The organism is Streptomyces sp. NPDC002835, assembly GCF_053591995.1.
Window position 1 is genome coordinate 141864 of the sequence record NZ_JBSFUW010000004.1, and the last position, 21619, is coordinate 163482.

Below are 21619 nucleotides of genomic sequence, written 5' to 3' on the forward strand. Positions count from 1 at the left end.
GGGCATAGGCTGAGAGGTCTTGTCACAGGTGAGGGCCGGATGTGGCCTGGTCGAGGAGCGGCAGCGTATGAGCGGGCAGGCACGGCGTCGTGAGCAAGTCCCGGAGCAGTTGAAGGCAGCGGCTCGGAAGTCGCCCAACTTCGGGCGGCTCTATGCGATGCAGCCCCTGCTGGCAATCTATGGCGCGCAGGCCGAGCAGTCCGTCTTCACCAACCCCAACGTCTCGTACGTCGCCTCCGGCCAGTTCGGCGAGTTGCTCGCCGCGGAGCTGGTGCAGCGGGCCGGGGTGCGCATCGAGGGAACCCGGCAGATCGACCGGCTGGCCGGACTCCAGCGCGCCGGCCTGCTCCCCGGCCGCACCAGAGATGCCTTCGATACGCTCCGCCGTGGGCGCAACGACGCCGCGCACAACCACCTCTTCGACACCAGCAAGGCTCTCAAGGCCGTCGAACTCTGCTTCCAACTCGGCCAGTTCTTCTCCCGCGCGATCGACAACGTACGAGAGATCGCCGCGTTCGTGCCGCCCCAGCTGCCGAGCGAGGTGCCGGGCGGATCCGCTGAGCTGGCCGAGCTTCGCGAGGCACTCGGCCACTACCAGCGCACCCTCGCCGAGTCTCAAACCCGCCTCAGCCAGGTCGGTGACCGGTTGGAGGCCGAGCGACGTGGCCGGGAGGAGGCCGAGCGGCTGACCGAGGCGGCCGAGCGGGCCCGTGCCGAGTCCGAGGCGGAGGTAGCCCGACACCGGGACGAAATCGAGCGGCTCCGGCGTGCCTACCAGGACCGTTATGACCAGGCGCGTCTCAAGCCCCGGCCGGTCACCGTCAATGCCCGTGAGGCGATCGTCGAGCGCGCTCAGAAGCCCGAGCCGCTGAACGAGGTGCAGGCCCGAGTCCGCATCGACGAGATGCTCACCCAGGCGGGCTGGACGGTCCAGAACTACGGCGACCTCAACCCGCTCGCCTCGCAGGGCGTCGCGGTCCGCGAGTTCACCCTGGCCACCGGCCGTGCCGACTACGTTCTCTACGTCGACGGCATGATCGTCGGCGTCATCGAGGCCAAGCGCGAGGGCACCGCCCTGGCCGGCGCCCTCGCGCAGAACGAGCGGTATGCGGGCGGCGTTCTCAAGGAACACTCCATGGCGGTCTGGCGTGAGCAGGAACCCTTCGCCTTTCGCTATGCCACCACCGGCGCCGAGACGTTCTTCCTCAACCGCCTCGACCCGCACGCCCGCTCCCGCCCGGTCTTCGCCTTCCACCGCCCGGAGTCCTTCGCGGCCTGGATGAAGCGCGCCACCGAGCACCCGGACACCCCCACCTTCCGGGCCGCCCTGCGCACCGCGCTGCCGGTGTTGGAGTCGCACGACCTGCGTACCGCGCAGGAAGAGGCGGTCGTCGGCCTGGAGAGTTCACTCGCCCAGGACAAGCCGCGCGCGCTGATCCAGATGGCCACCGGCGCGGGCAAGACCTACACCGCAGTCACCGAGTCGTACCGGTTGCTCAAGCACGCGCGTGCGCGCCGCATCCTCTTCCTCGTCGACCGCAACAACCTCGGCCGCCAGGCCAAGGCCGAGTTCGACCGCTACAAGGCACCGGACGAGAACCGCAAGTTCACCGACCTCTACAACGTCGACTCGCTCGGCCGGTCCGGTCTCCAGGAGACGTCCTCCGTCGTCGTCTCCACCATCCAGCGCATGTACGCGCTCCTCAAGGGCGAGCCGCTGGAGGACACCGCCGAGGCAGAGGACCGCGAGGACTCCTCCACTCTCGACGAGAACTACATGACCGACCGCCCGGTCACCGTCGAGTACAACCCGGCCGTCCCGATCGAGTCCTTCGACTTGATCGTCATCGATGAGTGTCACCGCTCCATCTACGGCCTGTGGCGCGGTGTCCTGGACTACTTCGACGCCCACCTGGTCGGCCTCACCGCCACCCCGACGCGGCAGACCAAGGGCTTCTTCGACGGCAACATGGTCTCCGAGTACACCTACGAACAGGCCGTTGCCGACGGCGTCAACGTTGACTTCGACGTGGTCACCATGGACTCCTCGATACGGGAGGACGGCGGCGCGAAGATCGACAAGGGAACGACGGTCCGTATCCGCGACCGTAAGACCCGCGCCCAGCGTTACGAGGAGCTGGACGAGGACTTCACGTACACGGTCGGCCAGATCGGCCGCACAGTGATCGCCGAGGACGAGATTCGGGCCGTCCTCACCGCGTACAAGAACAATTGGCAGCGCTGGTTCCCGGGCCGGACCGAACTGCCCAAGACACTGGTTTTCGCGGCGAGCGACGATCACGCGGACGAGGTGTTGAAGCAGGTCAAGGAGGTCTTCGGCCGTGGAGACGCCTTCGCCAAGAAGATCACCTACCGTTCCCGGGACAAGGGCGACGACCCCGAGCAGCTCGTCAACGACTTGCGGAACTCGCCGCTGCTGCGGGTCGCCGTCACTGTCGACATGATCGCCACAGGTACGGACGTCAAGGCCCTGGAGTGCGTGATATTCCTGCGGGCCGTTCGCAGCCCCGTCCTCTTCGAGCAGATGAAGGGCCGCGGCGCCCGCACGATCGACGCCGACGACCTGAAGGCGGTCACCCCGGACCCGGTCGCCGACCTCGCCAAGGACCGTTTCGTCCTGGTCGACGCGGTGGGCGTCACCGCCTCGCCGCTGGTCGACACCCGCCCGATGCTGCCGCCGGACGGCGGCAGTCTCAGCCTGGCCAAGCTGATGGACAAGGCGGGCAGCCGCTCGCTGACGGCCGAGCAGGCCGAGACGCTCGGGCGCCGGCTGGCCCGGCTCGACCGCAAGCTCACCAAGGAGGAGCGGGAGCGGATCGAGCAGGCGTCGGGCGGGGTGCCACTCGCGGACATGGTCCGGAAGATCACCGACGCGGTGGACGTCGACACCCAGGACCGGGCATACCGGGAGGGCGGCGCGGACCGCGCGCGGCGGCTGGTCCATGACTCGGTCGAGACCCTGACCACCCACCCGGAACTGCGGAAGCTGATCATCGGCATCAAGCAGCAGCACGACCTCACGTACGACGCGACGACCGAGGTCACGCTGAAGATGAACGAGGTCCCGAGGGAGGAGCGGGCGGCGAAGGAACTGGCGGAATGGCGCCAGCTCCTGGACAGCCGCAAGCGCGATGAGGCGGCGGCGGAGGCGATCGCCCTCCAGGTGATCCTCGGCAGCGGATCTCGGGTCCGGCCGCAAGAGGCGCGGGCCCACCTGAAGGAACTGATGGCTTCTATTAAAGCGACCAAGCGGACCTGGACACCGAAGGTCATCTGGGACCACTACGAGCTGGTCGGCGAGGCGACCGAGTCGTTGTCGAAGACGGCCGGCCTGGGCGACCTCATGAACCTCGTCCGCTACACGCTCGGCGCGGACGACCAGCTGCGCCCGTACCGTACGGTGGTCGAGGAGCGCTTCGAAGGCTGGCTGCTGCGGCAGAGCCAGGCGGGTGCGGAATTCACCGATGACCAGCTGTGGTGGCTGCGCCGGATCAAGGACGCGATCGTGGTCGACCTGGGCATGGAACGCGAGGACTTCGGCCACATGCCGTTCTCGGAGAAGGGCGGTGGCTCGGGCTTCGCGAACGCCTTTGGCGGCAGGAATCAGGCGCTGGAACTGTTGGACGAGCTGAATCGGGAATTGGCTTGAGCGAGGGAATGGGAGAGTTGCCGGAGGGGTGGGTCTGGGCGGAACTCGGACAGATCGCTTCGTCCGTCAAGAATGGGATGTACGTGTCACGCCCCGGCGCGGAGCCGAACGGTACGCCGATTCTTCGGATCGGTGCTGTTAGGCCGATGCGGCTCAGTCTGGCCGACCTGAGGTACACCGGGTTGGACTGGCGAGAAGTGCTGGATCAGGCGGGTGATGCTGTTCCCGGTGACCTGCTGTTCACTCGGTACAACGGAAACCCCGAATACGTAGGAGCGGGGGCCAGGGTTCCGGAGGGGGCACCCCAACTTGCTTATCCCGACAAGCTGATCCGGGTGCGCGTGCCTTCCGATGTTGTGGACTCCCGGTTCCTTACCTATGCGTGGGCGTCGTCGCAGGTTCGTGAGCAAGTGCGAGGCCAAGTCAAGACATCTGCTGGGCAAGCGGGAATCTCTGGTGCGTCTTTGAAGCGCATCAAGGTTCCGGTTCCGCCGCTCGCCGAACAGCACCGCATCGTCGAGGCCCTCGAAGAGCAGCTCTCCCGACTCGACGCGGCCGCGGCTTCCGTCGAGCAGGGATTGAGGCGGTCGCAGACGCTCCTCCGTGCCGTTGTTGACTCTGCGCTTTGCTCGGTGTCCGATTCTCCGAAGATGCTTCTGGGGAACGTCCTCAGTGAACCGCTGCGCAATGGTCATTCAGCGAAGGCGACCATCGACCCAAATGGTGTGCGCACACTCAGTCTGACCGCCGTTACGAGCGGTGAATTTAGTGACGCGAACACGAAGCTGACCGTTGCTGATCGCGATCGAGTGAAGGGGCTGTGGCTGGAGCCGCAGGACCTCTTGATCCAGCGTTCCAATACTCCCGAGCTTGTGGGTACGGCGGCATTGTTCACCGGTGCTCGGAATTGGGCCATCTTCCCGGACTTGCTGATTCGAGTACGCCTTAACTCGCGAGTTATGCCCGAATTCGTGCTTCTTGAGTTGCAGAGCAAGCGGGGGCGCTCTTACTTCAAGGGAAGGGCGAAGGGTCTCGCTGGCTCGATGCCGAAGATTGATCAAGCGGCTATCGAAGGTTTTGAGATCTCGGTCCCCGCGCTGGAAGTTCAGAAAAGAATTGTTCAGCGTGTGGCAGATGAGCGCGAGCGTATTTCACGGCTGGCTGCGGAGTTGGTCAAGGCTCGGCGGCGGGGAGGCAGCCTACGCAACGGCCTACTCCGGAAGGCGTTCTCTGGCGGCCTGGTCGCCCAGGACCCCGCCGACGAGCCCGCCGTCACCCTCCTCGACCGCATCGCCGCCGAGCGCGAGGCCGCCAAACCTGCCCGCAAGGCGGCCAAGCCGACCGCGCGCCCGCGTAAGGCGACCGCTGCGGCGGCGAAGGCCGCCCCCGCTCCAACCCCCGCCCCCTCCGCCTCCGTTCAGCAGGAGTTGTTCGTCCAGTGACCGCGCTCGCATCCGATACCGCCACCGAGACCACCGCGGACGACGCTGCCACGCCCTCGGTCGACAACGTCCCCCTCACCGAGACGCCGAAGTCCAAGAAGGCTGCCGCGCAGACCAACACGCTGGTCGCGAAGCTCTGGAACTACTGCAACGTCCTCCGTGACAACGGCATGTCCACCATCGAGTACGTCGAGCAGCTCTCGTACCTGCTCTTCCTGAAGATGGTCGACGAGATCGAGAACGACGAGTGGGGTGGCCGCGACCTCAGCGACCTTGTGCCCGCTGACTACAACTGGAAGTCGCTAGTCAGCAAGCGCGGTCCCGAGCTCGAAGCGCACTACCGCGCCATCCTGGAGCACTTGGGCCGCAAGCCCCACACCACCATCGGCACGATCTTCGCCGACGCCCAGAACCGGATCACCAAGCCCGCACTGCTCGAAAAGCTGGTCGTCGAGCTGATCGGCCGCGAGGAGTGGACGGTCACCGGGACCGACCTCAAGGGCGACGCGTACGAGGGCCTGCTCGCCAAGGGCGCCTCGGACACCAAGACCGGCGCCGGCCAGTACTTCACCCCGCGCGCGCTCATCGATGCCATGGTGGACGTGACCCGGCCGGGCCCAAACGACACCATCACCGACCCTGCCTGCGGTACCGGCGGCTTCCTGATCGCGGCGCACGCGTACGTCACCCGGCACCACGTCCGGGACATGGACATCGACGCCCGTAAGGCGTACGACAGCGGGTCCAAGATCTGGGGCAACGAGCTGGTCACCGGCACCGCCCGCCTTGCCGCCATGAATATGTTGCTGCACGGCATCGGCAAGAGCGACGGCCCGAGCCTGATCGACGTCGGCGACGCGCTCGCTGAGAAGCCGAGCGGACGACATGCCTCCCTCGTCCTCGCCAACCCGCCCTTCGGGCGCAAGTCCGCGATCACCGTGATCGGCCAGGACGGCGAGGTGGAGAAGGAGGACGTCCAGTACGACCGCGACGACTTCACCGCCACCACGACCAATAAGCAGCTCAACTTCCTTCAGCACATCATGTCGTTGACGGCAGTCAACGGTCGGGCCGCCGTAGTCCTCCCGGACAATGTCCTCTTCGAGGGCGGCGCGGGTGAGAAGGTTCGCCGCAAGCTCCTCGACGAGTTCGACCTGCACACGATCCTGCGCCTGCCCACCGGCATCTTCTACGCGGGCGGTGTCAAGGCCAACGTCCTGTTCTTCGACAAGAAGCCCCCGCGCGCCGACGGCAAACCGCACACCACCGTCACCTGGGTCTACGACTTCCGCACCGGCCAGCACTTCACCATGAAGCAGCGCCCGCTGACCCGTGCCCACCTGGACGACTTCGTCGCCCGATACAAGGCAGGTGAGCCGCTGACCGCCCGCGTCGCGGACGAGGACGAGAACGGCTGCTGGAAGCCGTACGCGTACGAGGACTTGATCGGGCGCGACAAGATCAACCTCGACATCACGTGGATGAAGGACCCGGCCCTGGAGGACGCGGACAGCGACCTGGAGCCGGAGGTCATCGCCGAGGAGATCGTGCGCGATCTTCAGTCCGCCCTGGCCGAGTTCACGGCCATCGCGAAGTCCTTGGGCGCGGATGTTGATGTACCGGAGGCCGAAGAGGGCTGACGATGGCCGGAAGGCTGGCGTCACCGCCCTGGAGGGCCGCAATGCCGAGTGCCTTGCGGCCCTCGGCTTTCTCGCGCGGTTACTGTCGGCATTCCATCAGAGGTGGCGATGCCGAAGTCCCTACGATGCACTGGCTCGATGATGGAGCAGTCGCCACAGCCATCACGGCGGACATCTCTGGGCCGATCCAGCCACCTCTTTTGGGACAGCGTCGACGGCGAAGCCTCCTACGTCGTCTCCGGCTCCGGTAGTGGCCTGGCCTCTGGGCTGATCGCCCAGAACGCTGAGCCGACGCCTCGACGCGAGCCGGCCGACCCCGTACGTATCGCGGAGCGCTCCAGAAGCCTGCTGTAAGGGAGTGAAGGGCCGGATCCGGAGCTGAACCGATCGGATCGAGCCACAAACCGACCGTGATCCGAAAAGCCGCTTGACCGACCTCTGTGCAGTACAGGGAACATCAGGAGTCCACGTTCCGGAGTTCTCCGTTCTCCCTACGCGCCGTACAGAGGTATGCATGGCCATCGCGCACCCCCAGACCCGTCAGTTCGAATCGTTCGTCACGAACTTGTCGTACGCACGCAAGATGGTGCGAGCCGGGCAGGCGCTGGAGGTGCTCAGCCCCAAGGGTATCGACACCGCCGATTTCTACCGGGCCGCCTGGGTGCAGTCCATCGCCGCCCTCGAACACTGGGTACAGGAAGAGGTGTTGCGCCGGGTCGCCGAGGAAGCTGCCAAGGACGATCCGGACATGCCGCGTAAGCTGCGTGAATACCCGTTGCCGCTGCACTGCGTGGAGCAGGTGCAGCGGGGCGAGACGACCACAGCCGAGGTGGTCGCGGAACGGGTGCGCCAGGACATCGCCCACCAGACCCTGCAGAACCCGGACGCCATCGCGAAGGTGATGGCGCTCGTTACCGATGTCAAGGTGTGGCGGGAGGCGGCGAAGTGGGTCAACCGGTGGAGCCAGTACCGGACTTCATACGACGAAAAACGGCTGCGCGGCCAGTACGTCCTGCTGCTCCGCCGTCGAAACCAGATCGCACACGACGCGGATCTGATCGACGGCGACCTCAAGCAGCGCCGCCCGATTGGCGAGGCTGATGTCACGGACGCGCTGAACTGGATCGAGCGGATTGCGCTCGCGCTCGCATATGCGCTGGAGGGGGACGCGTCCAAGCCCCCAGCACATCCGATTCCGGCCCCGGCTCTGACCGAGAATTCGGAAGCGCAGGTGGAGATCAACCAGGCGTCGAACGAATAATCGCGATTTCGATCCCTGCGAATTCGTCTTCGGGCGTCTCAGCTGCGAAGGTGCGCGCTGTGAGCCCATACGGGTCGAGTAGCTGATGCGCGAGGCCGACCTGGCGGGCATCAGCCCTTGCCTCTCCGGATCCCCTCGCAGGCTGGTCGTAGGAGCTCATTGGTTGCTAGACGGTGCGGATGACCGGGGCGGGTTTGATGTCCTGGGCGTCGATGAGGGTGCGGATGTCGTCCGGGTCTGAGGTCCAGATGATGGCGCCGAGGCTGGCTGCCATGGTCACGACGGTGGCGTCGACGATGTCGGAGGTGCCGGCCTTGCCGCAGAGGATGCCTGCGGTCTTGGCGGTTTCGAGGCCGACGGGTACGACGTGGCATCCGGCGAGGAACTTGCCGAGTCTGACCTGGCGGCGGGAGTCCCGCCATGCCTGGCTGACGACGACGGACGGGACGTGGATGTCCCGTCCGTCGTCCAGGGCCAGGCTGTGTCGGGCCCACATGCGCCGGTCGTCATTGTCGATGGCGATGAGGACCCCGGCGTCGTACAGGTAGGGGATGTTCACGCGGCCGAGGCTCCCGGATTGCTGAGGTATTCGGCGTCGGCGGCGGCCAGATCCGCGCGGGCGGCGGCGAGCTCTTCCGGGGTGAAGGCGCCGTGCTCGGCCTGCCACTCCTGAATGACGGCCCGGCCGGCCCGCAGGCGCAGCTCGCGTTCGGCTGCTCCGGCGACGAGGCGGGAGAGTGGGATGCCTTCTTCCTCGGCGGCTCCGGCCAGGGCTTCGACCAGGGATTCGTCGAGGGTGATAGTCACCTTCTTGGTAGCCATACATTAACCATAGTGCGGTATGGCCTCCGGTGTCGATGTGCGCTTCACGCGCCAGCGAGCGTTGGGGTGCGAGCGCGTGCGGTGAGGGGGCTCGGTGGGCCCAGGGCCGCGGGTGAAGCTGGGTCGATATTCGCTGGAAAGAGCGGATTAGCGATGAATGCCTTGCTGGGTCCTGGGGCGCCAGTGCACGGTTTCGAGCACGGGCCAGGTGACGGATCGGGGCTTGGGTGGCGAGCGTTTTTCAGAGGTGCAAGAGGGACGTCCGGGACCGGAACTTCCCCTGTGACCGTCCGCGGTGTCGGCACGGGTGGACGGTGCGGTACCGGGAGCCGGGCGGTAGGCGAGGGCGGCAGCGGGAGAGGTCGTTTGCCCGGCGGGTGGGCTCGGATGGTGCGGACGCATTCGCCGACAAGGTCGAGAACGACAAGAAGGCCGACGTTCGTTTCGATCCTGCGCCTGGGCGGGTGTCATTGCAGGTCTGGGCTCAGGAGTGGCTGGAGCGCCGGGTCATCGGTGAATCGACGCGCCGCAACTACGGAGGGTTCATCCAGAACCATCTCGTGCCGCGACTGGGACGGAAGATGCTGGCCGGGCTGGCACGGCGCGACTTCGAGGAGTTCGCCAAGCAACTGCACTCCTCCGGCGCCGGGTTGGCGGTCTCCACGATCAACGATCGGTTGGTGATGGTGGCCGCGATGCTAGAGGTGGCCGTCGTTGAGAAACGCATCCCGCACAATCCCGCGCGCGGCGTCCGGGTATCCAGGGCGGCCCGGTGCGCGGTGGACGAGGACGAGATTCCCACGTTGGGCGAGGTTGATCTGATCGCGGAGCACATCGCCCCGCAGTACCGGCTCGCGGTCTATCTGCAGTCGGGCACCGGCCAGCGCCCCAGCGAGGCCCTCGCCTTCTCCACCGAGTGCCGACGGTCGGGCTTCGTCAGGGTCCGCTGGCAGGTCAGCGCCAAAGCGCACCGCGGTGACTGCCACACGATCATCGTGCCGCTCAAGCACCGAACGGAGGGCGAGTACCGGGACGTCCCGGCTGCTCCGTTCGTCGAGCAGGAAATCGACGGCCACTTGTCGCGGTGGGCGCCGGTGCCCGTGGCCTTCACAGGGCTTCGCGGCAGACGTCGGCGGCTGGAGGTCTTCTTCTCCCCGCGCCAGCGTGGCAAGGGTGTGATGCCCACCGCCTCCACCTTCGGATACCACTTCAAGAAGGCGTGCGTGGCGGCAGGCGTGGTCGACGTAGACGGCAAGGCCAATACACGCCCGGCAGTCTGCGGCATTTCTTCGCCTCGACCGCGTTGGCGAACGGCGTGCCGATCCGCGAGGTCTCGCGCTGGCTCGGTCATAAGTCGATCAAGACGACAGTGGACATCTACGGGCACCTAGTCCCCGAGGCGTGGGGTCGTTGCCGAGACGTCATGCAGAGTGCCATGCGTCCGGCGGTCGAGGAGTCAGGCGAGTCTGTCTCCGCGGCTTGACGTGCTGGATGTGCTGGATGAGTCCCGACGGTGCTGGATGGGTGCTGGATGCGATCACCTGAGGGAAAGTTTCCGCAGGTGGGAGCGCTGCGTTGAATGTTCCGCTTCAACGTGTAGCCGCTGACGTGCCGCCACGTCGCTGATCCGGCGAACGTACACGTCAGTAGGGGCCCGACTCTTCGGAGTCGGGCCCTTGGTTTTTCCCGTGCTGGGATGGTGATGGGGTCAGACGGAACGCCCGTGCCGGGTTGTGCGGTCCAGTGCCTGCGGCAGGGAGTGTGCGGGCGGGTGCGCCTCACCCTCACGCCCAGTGGAGGAGCGGGTGCGCGCCCAGGTTCATCTGGTGGCTCCTGCCACCCGACGTGATGGCCGGAGAGCCTCCCGCTCGCGCTGTGCTTCGCCTCGCGGGGCTCGCGGCAGCGGCCGGAGCAGTGGCGCCGGCACACGACGACTGCCGATCGACCCCCACGCCGCAACCTCCGTGCCACCTCCCGCGAGAGCGTCACGGCGACGCGGGTACACCCTCCTGAACGGGGTCCTCGGATGCCGGGTGGCCTGGACGGTCGGTCGAGGCAGCGCCACGCAGCGCCGCCTCGACCCGGCGGTTGCTGGTCATGGTCGCCGTGACGGCGGTCATGGCCAGGAGGAGGCCGGCGGCGGCGTAGAGCGGGGTGCGTACGTCGTACGTGGTGGCCAGCCAGCCGCCGAGGAAGGCGCCGAACGGGGCGGCGCACATGGCGAGCATGCGGGAGGTGGAGGCGACCCGGCCCATGAGGTGGGCCGGGACGATCGCCTGCCGCAGCGAGGGCCCGAGCACCATCGTGGCGCCCATGCCGGCCCCGCAGACGGCGAGCGCGAGCCCGGCCACGTACGGATTCGGGGCGGCGGCAAGCCCCAGGATGGCAAGCCCTTCGACTGCGGCCGTGCAGGTCAGTGCGGTGCCGGTGCCGAGTCGTCGGCCGAGGGAGGAGGCGATGCCCGCGCCGAGCAGGCCGCCGGTGGCCTCCGCCGTGAGGAGCAGGCCGAAACCGAAGGTGTCGATGCCGAGGCGGTCGTGCGCGAAGAGGGCGAGGACGGTCTCCACAGCGAGGAAGGCGACGTTCCCGACCGCCGGTCGGAGCGCGAGCCCGAGCAGCAGCCGGTCCCGGAAGACGTACGAGGCCCCGGCCCGCGCCTGCCGAAACAGCGACTCGCGGACCTCCGGCACGGGCCGGGGCGCGGCGGGCAGCGACCGTACGAGCAGTGCGGAGAGCGCGAACGACGCCGCGTCGGCGAGCAGCGGAACCGCCCGCCCGAGCGCGAGCAGCGCACTGCCCGCAGGCGGCCCCGCGAAGCCGGACATGGCGGTCTGGGCGCCGCGCAAGCGGGAGTTGGCGCGCTCCAGGAGTGCGGGGTCGCGGCCGAGCAGATCCGGCAGGTAGGCCGTGGCGGCCGTGTCGAAGAAGAGTCCGCCGAGGCCGAGGAGGAAGGCGACGGCCGCGAGCAGTGGAATGCTTAAGCCGTCGAGCACGGCCGCTGCCGCCGGTATCGCGAGCAGCACCGCACGCGCCGCGTCCGCGGCCCACATCGTGCGCCGGCGGTCCCAGCGGTCCACCAGCGCACCGCCGAGCACCCCGAAGAGCAGCCACGGCAGCGTCCCGGCGGCCGTGACGACGGCGAGCGCCATCGGATCCCGCGTCAACGTCAACGCGAGCAGCGGCAGCGCGGCATGCGACACCCCGTCACCGAGCGAGGACACCGTCTGCGCGGTCCACAGGCGTCCGAACCCGGTCGGCAACTTCCGAACGTCCAAGGTCACTTGGCGCCTCCCTCGGCCTGCTCGCGCGGTGCCGGGTGGAACAGTGCGAAGACGAGCGACGCGTCCGGCAGCGACGGATCGGACAGCTCCCGGTACTCGTCCGCCAGTGCCTCCAGCCGCGCCCCCAGCTCCGCGAACTGCTCCTCGGTGAGCCGCAGATGTGTCATCCGTACGTGCCGCTCGCCGTCCACCGGCGACGCCTCCAGGTCCGCCACCGCATGCCGCATCAGCACATCCGGCCCTCCCTCGCCCGGATCCGGCAGCACGATCGCCCGTGCGGCCATCGCGTAGTACCGCTCGGTGACACCGCGCACCTTCCGCGTCCGCACCACCTTCACCAGGCCGGCCCGCTCCAGCAGCCGCACGTGATAGCTGGAACTCCCCTTCGCAAGGCCCACCCGCACGGCGATCTGCGTGATCGTCGCCGGCTCGAAGCGGAGCACGGCCATGATCCGGTGACGCGTGAGATTGGAGACGGCGCGTAGCTGCTCGTCAGTGGTGACGTGAAACGTCTCGGGAAGATCATCGGTAGGCATGCGAGTAATGGTCAACGATTCTTGACCATTGGCAAGCGGATTCCGTACGCCCTTCCGGGAATTCGCCGTCCGGCTCGGCGTGAGGTCTTCGCGACCGTGCAAGGCGGGGCCGCTCGGGTGGTGCCCTCGGAGGGTTCACGTTCTGCTGTGCGCTGCGATCAGCCGCTTACAGCCGACACCAATGATGCTAACGTCGAAGTTACTAACATTGATGTCAGTATCACCAGTGGAGGTCGCAGGCATGGCGGACTTCGTAGGCCGTCGCCAGGAGCTGGCGACGCTGGAGCGAGAGCTGCAGAAGGTGGCGACAGGAGTCGGCGGGGAGCGGCCCGGTCGGTGCGTGATGTTGCGCGGGCGGCGCCGCGTGGGCAAGTCGCGGCTGGCCGAGCGGTTTGCGGAGCGCTCCGGAGCTCCGTTCCTGTTCTACGCGGCGACCGGTGCGTCCGCCGGACATGATCTTGCCCGGCTCGCTCGGGACGCCCAGGCGTCGACCCTGCCCATGGCGCGGCTCGTGGCCGCCGCACGGCCGGAGAGCTGGGACGCCGCGTTCGACGTCCTGGCTGCGGCGCTGCCCGCCGACCGGGCGAGCGTGCTGATCATCGACGAGGTGCCGTACCTGATGGATGCCGACGGCGCCTTTGAGGGGATGCTGCAAAGGGCCTGGGACCGGGTGCTGGAGACCAAGCCCGTGCTGCTGGTCCTCATCGGCTCCGATCTGTCGATGATGGAGACCCTGAACAGCTACGGACGCCCCTTCCACCAGCGCGGGCGGGAGATGGTGCTGGGACCACTGAACCCCGCCGAGGTGGGGCAGATGCTCGGGCTGGAACCGGCGGAAGCCTTCGACGCCGCGCTGGTCACCGGCGGACTGCCGCTGATCTGCGCGGAATGGCCGCGCGGCGCGGGGTTGTGGGACTTCCTCGTCGAGGCGCTGAGTGACCCGGTCTCGGCCCTGCTGGTGTCGGCCGAGCGCTCGCTGGCTGCCGAATTCCCTGCGCAGGCTCAGGCGCGTACGGTGCTGGCGGCCATCGGCAGTGGCGAGCGGACCTTCACCAACATCGCCCGTGCGGCCGGCGGAATCGGGGCCACGCCCCTGCAGCGAGCGCTGGAGCTGCTCACGGCCAAGCGGATCGTCGCCGCGGAGCTGCCCGTATCGCTGCGACCGTCGAAGGATCGCCGCTACCGGGTGACAGATCCCTACCTGCGGTTTTGGTTGCATCTGCTCGGCCCCTCCATGGAGGAGATCGAGCGGGGGCGGGGCGATCTGACCGTGGCGCGCATCCGGGAGAACTGGACCAGCTGGCGTGGCCGAGCCGTCGAGCCCCTTGTCCGCGAGGCCCTGGCGCGGATACTGCCCGATGACAGGCTGCCCGCGGCCCCCGCAGTGGGCGGCTACTGGACCCGTACCAACGACGTCGAGATCGACATCGTCGGGGCGGACCGCGCACCCATCGCCAAGGAGCTGCTCTTCGTCGGCTCCATCAAGTGGCTGGAGCAGTCGCCCTTCGACGGGCACGACCTGGCAGCTCTCCATCGACACCGGGCCGCCCTCACCGGCGAACCCGTTCCGGTCATGGCGGTCTCGCGCAGTGGAGTCGGCTGTCCGGGGCTCGATGCCGTCTACGGCCCCGGCGATTTGCTGATGGCCTGGCCGCTGTGAGCGCCGGATGCCGGGCGTGAGGTGGTGAGGATTCTCAGCTGCGTCGCGGCGGAGTGAGTTTGTCCAGGTCCAGGCTGATCTCGAAGGGCACCGGACGCCGGAGCGAGCCCCGGAAGATGCCGGCGGGCGCGTAGGCGCAGGTCGGTTCGTCAAGCTCGTAGACATGGACGACCTTGCGGAGTTTGACCGTGCGGTCGTGGTGGGCCGACTCGGGGGACACAGCCTCCACGACGAGCTTCACGTTGTCCGGGGCGTACCAGGTGCGGTCCGGGTCGTAGGGCAGGTCCGTCAGCAGGAGGTCCGGCTCTGGGCGGTTGCGGGCATCGAGGCGAATCGTCATCTCCCGCTCGACCTCGAAGCCGGCCGGTGTCTGCGCCATGAGCGCGGTGGTCAGGGCGGTGACGAGGCGGCCATGCCAGGACCGCTGGGGCGACATCATGAAGACGAGAGCTCCGTCGATCAGCTCGGTGTGGCGAGGCGCCTCGGGGAGGCGGTCCAGGTCCTCCGCGAACCAGCCTTCCGCGCGCGGCGGGCGCATCCAGTCGGGCAGTGCGGTCATGAGTCAACCCTAGCGACTGCAGGTTCCAGGAGGGGGCGATGTGTCGTTGATCCATACTCGGCGCACGGACGTCGTGGGGCTCCTTGAGGCCGGTGGCACGGCGACGATCCTGGAGGTGCGGCCGCCGGCCGCGCGGTGACTGCTCGCCCGCACCCAGCCGTCCCCCGTCGCCCTGTCGTACCCCCGTGGAAGGATGTCCGCACGCGGGGCGGCAGGCACATGAGGGGTGTCATGGCAGAGGGCGGGTCGGGGCCGGCGGGGCGTGGGGTGCGGGGCGGGCGGGAGGCCAGGGCGCTGCTGGCGCGGGCCCGGGAGCTGCACGGCGCCGCCCGGGCCGTGGTCGCCGATCACGGTCGTGCGCTGGCCGAGGTGCGCGCGGCGCTCGACCCCGTACGGACCGGGCTGGTGGACCAGGAGCTCGGGTCCATCCCCGTGGCCCGGCTGAAGGACGTCACCGAGGGGCGGCTGCGGCTCGGTGCGCTGGAGGACGCCGGGTACGGAACGGTCCGTCAGGTGCACGCCGCGGGCCGCTACGAGCTGCGGCAGATCCCCGGTGTCGGTCAGCAGACCGCGGACCAGGCGATCGCCGCCGCACGGCAGATCGCGGACGCGGTCGCGGAGACCGTCTCCGTACGGATCGACGTCGACCACCCCGAGCCGCGCACCACCGCGCTCGTCATCGCCCTGCACCGGCTCGTCGAGGCCGGGCCGGAGCTGCGGCGCGCGCTGGAGACGGCCGAGCGGCTGGAGAAGGAGCTCACCGGGCTGCTCGCGGCGGCCGGGCCGGCCGCCGGGCGGATGCGCATGCTGTTCGCCGGCCGGGACCGGCGCGAGCGGGCGCTCGCGGCGCTGGGGCGGCTGAAGGAGGCGACCGCGGAGGCCGCGGACGCGGACGTGCCGCTGCTGCTCGGGCAGGCGTCCGTGGACCTGTTGCGGAGCCCGGCCTCCGAGGCCGCGGCGTGGGTGGACTTCGAGCTGCGTTCCGCCGAGTACTACAGCCTCCTCGCGGAGGTCTCCGGGCGGGACCCCGATCCCGAGACCGCAGAGGGGTTCCTGCCGGCCGAGCTCGCCGAACGCGTCCGTGCCCAGCCGCTCGACGACACCCACCGCCGGGTCTCGCTCCGTGGCTACCAGGCCTTCGGGGCCCGGTTCGCGCTCGCACAGCGCCGGGTGATCCTCGGCGACGAGATGGGACTCGGCAAGACGGTTCAGGCCCTGGCCGCGCTCGCCCACCTCGCGGCGCGGGGGCAGACCCACTTCATGGTGGTGTGCCCGGCGAGCGTACTCATCAACTGGACGCGTGAGGTCAGGTCCCGCAGCGCGCTGAGACCGGTGCCGGTGCACGGACCCGACCGCCGCGACGCGTACGCCGACTGGTGCGAGCGCGGCGGCATCGCGATCACCACCTTCGACGCCCTGCACGCTCTCGCGGTCCCCGACGGCACACCACCGGGGATGCTGGTCGTCGACGAGGCCCACTACGTGAAGAACCCGGACGCCCGCCGCTCCCAGGCGGTGTCCCGCTGGGCCGAGCGGTGCGAGCGGGTCCTGTTCCTCACCGGTACGCCGATGGAGAACCGGGTCGAGGAGTTCCGCAACCTGGTCCGCCACCTCCGGCCGGAGCTGCTGCCCGGCATCCAGGGCAGCGACGCCGTCGCGGGTTCCCAGGCGTTCCGCCGGGCAGTCGCGCCGGCCTATCTGCGCCGCAACCAGCAGGACGTGCTCACGGAACTGCCGTCGCTGCTCCAGGTGGAGGAGTGGGAGGAGTTCAGCGCGTCCGACGCGGAGGCGTACCGGGAGGCGGTGGTGATGGGCAACTTCATGGCGATGCGCAGGGCGGCGTACGCGCGTCCCGCGCAGTCGGCGAAGCTGGAGCGGCTGCGCGAACTGGTCGCGGAGGCCGCGGAGAACGGGCTCAAGGTGGTCGTGTTCTCGTACTTCCGCGATGTCCTCGGCACGGTCCAGGAGGCCCTGGCCGGCGGCCGGGTCCTCGGCCCGATCTCGGGGAGCGTCCCGGCGGCTCGCCGCCAGCGGCTGGTCGACGAGTTCACCGCCGAGCCCGGGCACGCGGTGCTGCTGGCCCAGATCGAGGCGGGCGGTGTCGGGCTCAACCTGCAGGCGGCGTCCGTGGTCATCATCTGCGAGCCGCAGGTGAAGCCGACGATGGAGCACCAGGCGGTCGCCCGCGCCCACCGGATGGGGCAGGTGCGCGCCGTGCAGGTGCACCGGCTGCTCGCCACGGACAGCGTGGACCAGCGGATGCTCGACATCCTGGCGAACAAGTCGCGCCTGTTCGACGCGTACGCCCGCCGCAGCGACGTCGCGGAGGCCACGCCCGACGCGGTCGACATCTCGGTCGGTTCGCTGGCCCGCCGGATCGTCGAGGACGAACAGCGGCGGCTCACCGGCGGACCGGAGGACGAACAGCCGCGGCTCACCGGTTCGTCGGAGGACGCGCCCTCCCCGGCCTGACGCGCGAGTGGCGGGTGACCGGCGACGGGCACCGCCCCGGACGCCCCCCCGCCCCTGCCACCCCCTCACCCCGCAAGCCCCGTTTTCAGCCCCGCCCCGCACAGCGGCACCACGGCCGTCCGGTCCGTCCACGCGCCCGCCGCCGCCCAGCAGGCCACCCCCGTCGACTCGACGAACAGGCCCCGCGCGGCGAGATCGCGCTGCGCGGCGCGGAGCTCGTCCTCCGTGACGGTCAGGAACGTCCCGCCCCATTCCCGTACCGCCCGCAGGATCTGACGGGCCCGCGGCGGTCGCGGGATGGCGATGCCCTCGGCGAGCGTCAGCCGCGCGGGGGCGCCGTCGAGGAGGTCGTCGGCGCCCGCGTGGAACGCCGCGGCCAGCGGTGACACCGCCTCGGCCTGGACCGCGACCAGTGCGGGACGGGTGTCGATCAGCCCGTGCGCGTGGAGTTCGGACAGTGCCTGGGCCGCTCCCAGCAGCAGCGTGCCGTTGCCGACGGGGACGACGATCGCCTCCGGGAGCCGGCCGCCGAGGTCCTCCCACAGCTCGTAGACGTACGTCTTGGTGCCGTGCAGGAAGTACGGGTTGTGGACGTGGCTCGCGTAGAAGACGCCGTCCGCGTCGGCGGCCGTACGGGCGGCCGCGGCGGTGGCCTCCCGGTCGCCGGGGACGATTTCCAGCCGTGCGCCGTGTGCCCGGATCTGTTCGACCTTCTTGGCGGAGGTGGCCTCGGGGACGTATACGGTGCACCGCAGCCCCGCCCGGGCGCAGTACGCGGCGATCGCCGTGCCCGCGTTCCCGCTGCTGTCGGCGATCACTTCGCGCGGTGCGAGGCGCCGCGCGAGCTCGGCGAGCATGACGGCGCCGCGGTCCTTGAAGGAGAGCGTGGGCGTCAGGAAGTCGAGCTTCGCCGAGACGGCAGGGGTGAGTTCGACGAGCGGCGTGCGGCCCTCCCCGAGCGACGCCGCAGGGTCGGAGAGGGGCAGGGCCTCCTCGTAACGCCACAGGGAATTCACCCGGCCCGCAAGGGCGGTGAGCGGGACCGGGGCGGCGCTGAAAGCCAGGTCCCAGGGCCCCCGGCACTCCGGACAACACCAGGTCAGGGACGTGGTCGGGGCCTGGGTGCCGCAGTCCGGGCAGTGATAGGTCGTCATGGTCCGGCAGCATGGCAGTTCCGTGCCGCGCTTGTTACTTGTCGGTCGGACCTCTTGTGAGATTCCTATGGATCAGTCAATCTTTCGCTCGGTAGGTGGACTTGGAACGCCGCGAACCCGGCGGTGTGCCTTGTCATGCTCTTGCCAAGCTTCAAGATCCCCCACAGCGACGCACCACCAATGAGGAGGACCCCTCACATGTCAGTGATGCGTGATTCCCGGCGAAGACTTACGTCGGTCAGCGCCATAGCCGTCGCCGCCCTGGCGTTCGGAACGGTCTCCGCTCTTCCGGCCGTCGCGGTCGAGCCGGCGCCCGAAGGCGTCATCCAGTACGCCGGCGCCCCGAACGCCGTCCCCGGCAGCTACATCGTCACCCTCGGCGAGTCCGCGGCCGACGCGGAGTCCAAGGCGGGCAAGGCCCTCGCCGCGGAGTACGGCGCCAAGATCAAGAAGACGTACACCGCCGCACTGAACGGCTACGCCGTCGAGCTCTCGGAGCGGCAGGCCAAGAAGTTCGCCGCGGACCCGGCCGTCGAGTCCGTCGCGCAGAACCGCGTCTTCACGATCTCCGGCACGCAGCCGAGCCCTCCCTCCTGGGGTCTCGACCGGATCGACCAGAAGGCCCTGCCGCTGGACCGGAGTTACACCTACCCGGACAGCGCGGGTCAGGGCGTCACCGCCTACATCATCGACACGGGCGTGCGTATCACGCACAGCGACTTCGGCGGCCGTGCGACGTACGGCTACGACGCCGTCGACAACGACAACACCGCCCAGGACGGCCACGGCCACGGCACGCACGTCGCCGGCACGGTCGCCGGCACGGCGCACGGCGTGGCGAAGAAGGCGAAGATCGTCGGCGTCCGCGTCCTCGACAACAACGGCTCCGGCACCACCGCCGGAGTCGTCGCCGGTATCGACTGGGTGACCCGGAACGCGGTCAAGCCGGCCGTCGCCAACATGAGCCTCGGCGGTGGCGCCGACACCACCCTCGACAACGCCGTGCGCAACTCCATCGCCTCCGGCGTGACCTACGCGATCGCCGCCGGCAACTCCAACGCCAACGCCTCCAACTACTCGCCCGCCCGGGTCACCGAGGCCATCACCGTCGGCTCCACCACGAGTTCCGACGCCCGCTCGAGCTTCTCCAACTACGGCAGCGTGCTCGACATCTTCGCGCCCGGCTCGTCGATCACCTCGACGTGGAACAGCAGCGACACGGCGACGAACACCATCTCCGGCACCTCGATGGCCGCCCCGCACGTCGCCGGCGCCGCCGCGCTGTACCTGGCGGACAACACGAGCGCGACCCCGTCCCAGGTCTCCTCGGCCCTGACCACCGCCGCCACCAGCGGTGTCGTCGGCAACCCGGGCACCGGTTCCCCGAACCGCCTGCTGTACGTGGGCACCGGGAGCACCGACCCCGATCCCGACCCGCCGACGGGTGACCGCTTCGAGAACACCGCCGACTACGCGATCAACGACAACGCCACCGTCGAATCGCCGGTCACCGTGAGCGGCATCTCGGGCAACGCGCCGTCGAACCTGAGCGTCGAGGTCAACATCCAGCACACGTACATCGGTGACCTCCGGGTCCAGCTCGTCGCCCCGGACGGCACCGCGTACACGCTGAAGAACTACGGCACCGGAGGCAGCGCCGACAACATCAACACCACCTACACGGTGGACGCGTCCTCCGAGGCCGCCAACGGCACCTGGAAGCTGCGCGTCAGCGACAACTACTACTGGGACACCGGAAAGATCGACTCCTGGGCGCTGCAGTTCTGAGCCCATGAGCCGGTGACCGGCACAGCAGCCAAAGGGGCGGCCGCGTGAGCGGCCGCCCTTCGCCGTGCCACGGGCCGCCCACGGACGTACTCCTGACGCCGCGTATCCTGCGCGCTGCCTGTTCGCACCGAGTGCGAACCATCGAACCGACGAGGAGCACCCGTAGCCGTGGACCCCTCCGAACAGGGTGCGCGGCCCTTCGCGCCCCAGGAGCCGTACCAGCAGCCGTATCCCCCGAACTGGGGGCACCCGTACCCGCAGCCGCAACGGCCGGCGCCGGCGCCCGTGAACGGGATCGCCGTCACCTCGCTCGTCCTGGGCATCGTCTGCTGTCTGCCGCCACTCGGGCTGATCCTCGGCGGCCTCGCGCTCACGCAGATCCGCCGGAAGGGCGGACGGGGCAAGGGGATGGCGATCGCGGGCATCGTCCTGTCGTCGATCAGCACCCTGCTCGTCCTGCTCGTGATCGCCTCGGGCGAGGCGCGTGAGGCGTGGAACGGGTTCCGGGACGGATTCCAGGGCGCGGCCCGGTCGAAGAGCACCCAGGACCTGCGCCGGGGCGACTGCTTCAACGTGCCGGGCGGTGATCTCGAGCGGGTGGTCGTGAGCGTCCGGATCGTCCCCTGCGCCGAGGAGCACGACGCCGAGGTGACCGGCACCTACCGGATCAAGAAGTCCGACCCTGCGCCCGGCGGCCCGAGGGGCGAGGAGTTCGCCGAGAGGACCTGCCTGGACATCAACGACGCCTACGCCCGCGACTCATGGGCGCTCCCCGAGGACGTCGAGACGTACTACTACATCCCGACCGAGCAGAGCTGGGCCCGCGGCGACCGCATGCTGACCTGCGCCTTCACCGGTGACGGGCTCAAGGGGTCGCTCCATGTGGGACCGGAGAGCCACGACCCCGGCCAGCTGTCGTACATCAACGCCGAGCACGCCGTGGAAAAGGCGGCGTGGGAACAGCCCGAGGCCGAGTTCGCCGAGGACCCGGTCGCACACCGGAGTTGGGCGCGGGAGATGTCGGCCGTCCTGCGGGAGAAGGCCGTGGCGCTGCGCGCCGGCTCGTGGCCGCAGGAGGCGTCCGCGGCGCTGGACGAGCGGGGGCGGCAGTTCGAGAAGTCGGCCGGCGAATGGGACCGCGCCGCCAAGGCGACGGACGAGGCGGCCTTCTGGACGCATGTGACGACGGCGGAGGCGGCGCTGACCCGGCAGACCCGGACCGGGGCCCGCGAGGCGCTGGGCCTGAGTACGACCCCGCCGCCGGAGGAGTACGGGACCGAGGCCTGAGACACGAGAGGGCCGCGCGGCCCTCGTTCCGGCGTCGCACCGGGACG

16 protein-coding genes are annotated in these 21619 nt (G+C 69.2%); 10 read left to right on the plus strand and 6 right to left on the minus strand.

All coding sequences use genetic code 11. From position 1 onward, the window contains the following. Window positions 1-67 precede the first annotated feature (67 nt). The 4 genes from ACWD01_RS06265 to ACWD01_RS06280 all read left to right on the plus strand — a co-directional run bounded on the left by ACWD01_RS06265 (window position 68) and on the right by ACWD01_RS06280 (window position 8013). Entirely contained in the window at window positions 68-3670 is a 3603-nt protein-coding gene (locus ACWD01_RS06265) for a type I restriction endonuclease subunit R (protein ID WP_451158632.1), read from the plus strand. Further along, window positions 3667-5112 (plus strand): restriction endonuclease subunit S, encoded by a 1446-nt coding sequence (locus ACWD01_RS06270; RefSeq protein WP_451158634.1) that lies wholly within the window; start codon window positions 3667-3669, stop codon window positions 5110-5112. Before ACWD01_RS06265 ends, ACWD01_RS06270 begins: the two co-directional genes overlap by 4 nt. Further along, the gene (locus ACWD01_RS06275; protein ID WP_451158636.1) at window positions 5109-6752 is read left to right on the plus strand and encodes a type I restriction-modification system subunit M; all 1644 of its coding nucleotides are present in this window, start codon (window positions 5109-5111) and stop codon (window positions 6750-6752) included. The genes ACWD01_RS06270 and ACWD01_RS06275 overlap by 4 nt, the downstream gene beginning before the upstream one ends. 514 nt (window positions 6753-7266) lie before the next feature. Then, window positions 7267-8013 carry a hypothetical protein gene (locus ACWD01_RS06280; protein ID WP_451158638.1) on the plus strand — a complete coding sequence of 249 codons (747 nt, stop codon included), beginning with the start codon at window positions 7267-7269 and terminating at the stop codon, window positions 8011-8013. 166 nt (window positions 8014-8179) lie between these two features. On the opposite strand, the gene ACWD01_RS06285 is transcribed toward ACWD01_RS06280, so the two are convergent. Next, a complete protein-coding gene (locus ACWD01_RS06285) occupies window positions 8180-8572 on the minus strand; it encodes a PIN domain-containing protein (protein ID WP_351067002.1) in 393 nt (130 codons plus the stop codon). Next, complete coding sequence (locus ACWD01_RS06290; RefSeq protein ID WP_039658197.1) at window positions 8569-8835, minus strand: hypothetical protein; 267 nt, start codon at window positions 8833-8835, stop codon at window positions 8569-8571. The genes ACWD01_RS06285 and ACWD01_RS06290 overlap by 4 nt, the downstream gene beginning before the upstream one ends. A gap of 377 nt (window positions 8836-9212) precedes the next feature. Here ACWD01_RS06290 and ACWD01_RS06295 point away from each other — a divergent pair, with 377 nt between their 5' ends. Both ACWD01_RS06295 and ACWD01_RS06300 read left to right on the plus strand, forming a co-directional pair. Then, window positions 9213-10226 carry a tyrosine-type recombinase/integrase gene (locus ACWD01_RS06295; protein ID WP_451158641.1) on the plus strand — a complete coding sequence of 338 codons (1014 nt, stop codon included), beginning with the start codon at window positions 9213-9215 and terminating at the stop codon, window positions 10224-10226. Next, complete coding sequence (locus ACWD01_RS06300; RefSeq protein ID WP_451158643.1) at window positions 10151-10318, plus strand: hypothetical protein; 168 nt, start codon at window positions 10151-10153, stop codon at window positions 10316-10318. Before ACWD01_RS06295 ends, ACWD01_RS06300 begins: the two co-directional genes overlap by 76 nt. A 502-nt stretch (window positions 10319-10820) precedes the next feature. Here ACWD01_RS06300 and ACWD01_RS06305 read toward each other — a convergent pair. Together ACWD01_RS06305 and ACWD01_RS06310 are read right to left on the minus strand one after the other, a co-directional pair. Further along, window positions 10821-12116 carry an MFS transporter gene (locus ACWD01_RS06305; RefSeq protein ID WP_451158645.1) on the minus strand — a complete coding sequence of 432 codons (1296 nt, stop codon included), beginning with the start codon at window positions 12114-12116 and terminating at the stop codon, window positions 10821-10823. After that, entirely contained in the window at window positions 12113-12652 is a 540-nt protein-coding gene (locus ACWD01_RS06310) for a helix-turn-helix domain-containing protein (RefSeq protein WP_451158647.1), read from the minus strand. The genes ACWD01_RS06305 and ACWD01_RS06310 overlap by 4 nt, the downstream gene beginning before the upstream one ends. 241 nt (window positions 12653-12893) lie before the next feature. Between ACWD01_RS06310 and ACWD01_RS06315 the strand changes: the two genes are divergently transcribed. Next, window positions 12894-14312 (plus strand): ATP-binding protein, encoded by a 1419-nt coding sequence (locus ACWD01_RS06315; protein ID WP_451158649.1) that lies wholly within the window; start codon window positions 12894-12896, stop codon window positions 14310-14312. A 34-nt stretch (window positions 14313-14346) separates the two neighbouring features. On the opposite strand, the gene ACWD01_RS06320 is transcribed toward ACWD01_RS06315, so the two are convergent. Next, window positions 14347-14871, minus strand: a complete 525-nt coding sequence (locus ACWD01_RS06320) for a Uma2 family endonuclease (protein ID WP_451158651.1) — start codon at window positions 14869-14871, stop codon at window positions 14347-14349. Window positions 14872-15102: 231 nt separating this feature from the next. On the opposite strand from ACWD01_RS06320, the gene ACWD01_RS06325 reads away from it, so the two are divergent. Next, window positions 15103-17343, plus strand: coding sequence for a DEAD/DEAH box helicase (locus ACWD01_RS06325; protein WP_451158653.1), 2241 nt, complete (start codon window positions 15103-15105; stop codon window positions 17341-17343). Between the two features lie 65 nt (window positions 17344-17408). Here ACWD01_RS06325 and ACWD01_RS06330 read toward each other — a convergent pair whose 3' ends face one another. After that, window positions 17409-18497 (minus strand): threonine synthase, encoded by a 1089-nt coding sequence (locus ACWD01_RS06330; protein WP_451158655.1) that lies wholly within the window; start codon window positions 18495-18497, stop codon window positions 17409-17411. Window positions 18498-18695: 198 nt separating this feature from the next. Between ACWD01_RS06330 and ACWD01_RS06335 the strand changes: the two genes are divergently transcribed. Continuing rightward, window positions 18696-20285, plus strand: coding sequence for a S8 family peptidase (locus ACWD01_RS06335; protein WP_451158657.1), 1590 nt, complete (start codon window positions 18696-18698; stop codon window positions 20283-20285). 168 nt (window positions 20286-20453) lie between these two features. After that, window positions 20454-21572: a DUF4190 domain-containing protein gene (locus ACWD01_RS06340; RefSeq protein WP_451158659.1), complete on the plus strand. Its 1119-nt coding sequence runs from the start codon at window positions 20454-20456 to the stop codon at window positions 21570-21572. The last annotated feature ends 47 nt before the right edge of the window (window positions 21573-21619 follow it).

Bases quoted from the DNA above. Each gene is read 5' to 3' on its own strand.
- ACWD01_RS06310 (WP_451158647.1), bottom strand. From the start codon at position 12,652: ATGCCTACCGATGATCTTCCCGAGACGTTTCACGTCACCACTGACGAG.
- ACWD01_RS06335 (WP_451158657.1), top strand. From the start codon at position 18,696: ATGTCAGTGATGCGTGATTCCCGGCGAAGACTTACGTCGGTCAGCGCC.
- ACWD01_RS06290 (WP_039658197.1), bottom strand. From the start codon at position 8,835: ATGGCTACCAAGAAGGTGACTATCACCCTCGACGAATCCCTGGTCGAA.
- ACWD01_RS06320 (WP_451158651.1), bottom strand. From the start codon at position 14,871: ATGACCGCACTGCCCGACTGGATGCGCCCGCCGCGCGCGGAAGGCTGG.
- ACWD01_RS06325 (WP_451158653.1), top strand. From the start codon at position 15,103: ATGGCAGAGGGCGGGTCGGGGCCGGCGGGGCGTGGGGTGCGGGGCGGG.
- ACWD01_RS06265 (WP_451158632.1), top strand. From the start codon at position 68: ATGAGCGGGCAGGCACGGCGTCGTGAGCAAGTCCCGGAGCAGTTGAAG.
- ACWD01_RS06315 (WP_451158649.1), top strand. From the start codon at position 12,894: ATGGCGGACTTCGTAGGCCGTCGCCAGGAGCTGGCGACGCTGGAGCGA.
- ACWD01_RS06280 (WP_451158638.1), top strand. From the start codon at position 7,267: ATGGCCATCGCGCACCCCCAGACCCGTCAGTTCGAATCGTTCGTCACG.
- ACWD01_RS06330 (WP_451158655.1), bottom strand. From the start codon at position 18,497: ATGACGACCTATCACTGCCCGGACTGCGGCACCCAGGCCCCGACCACG.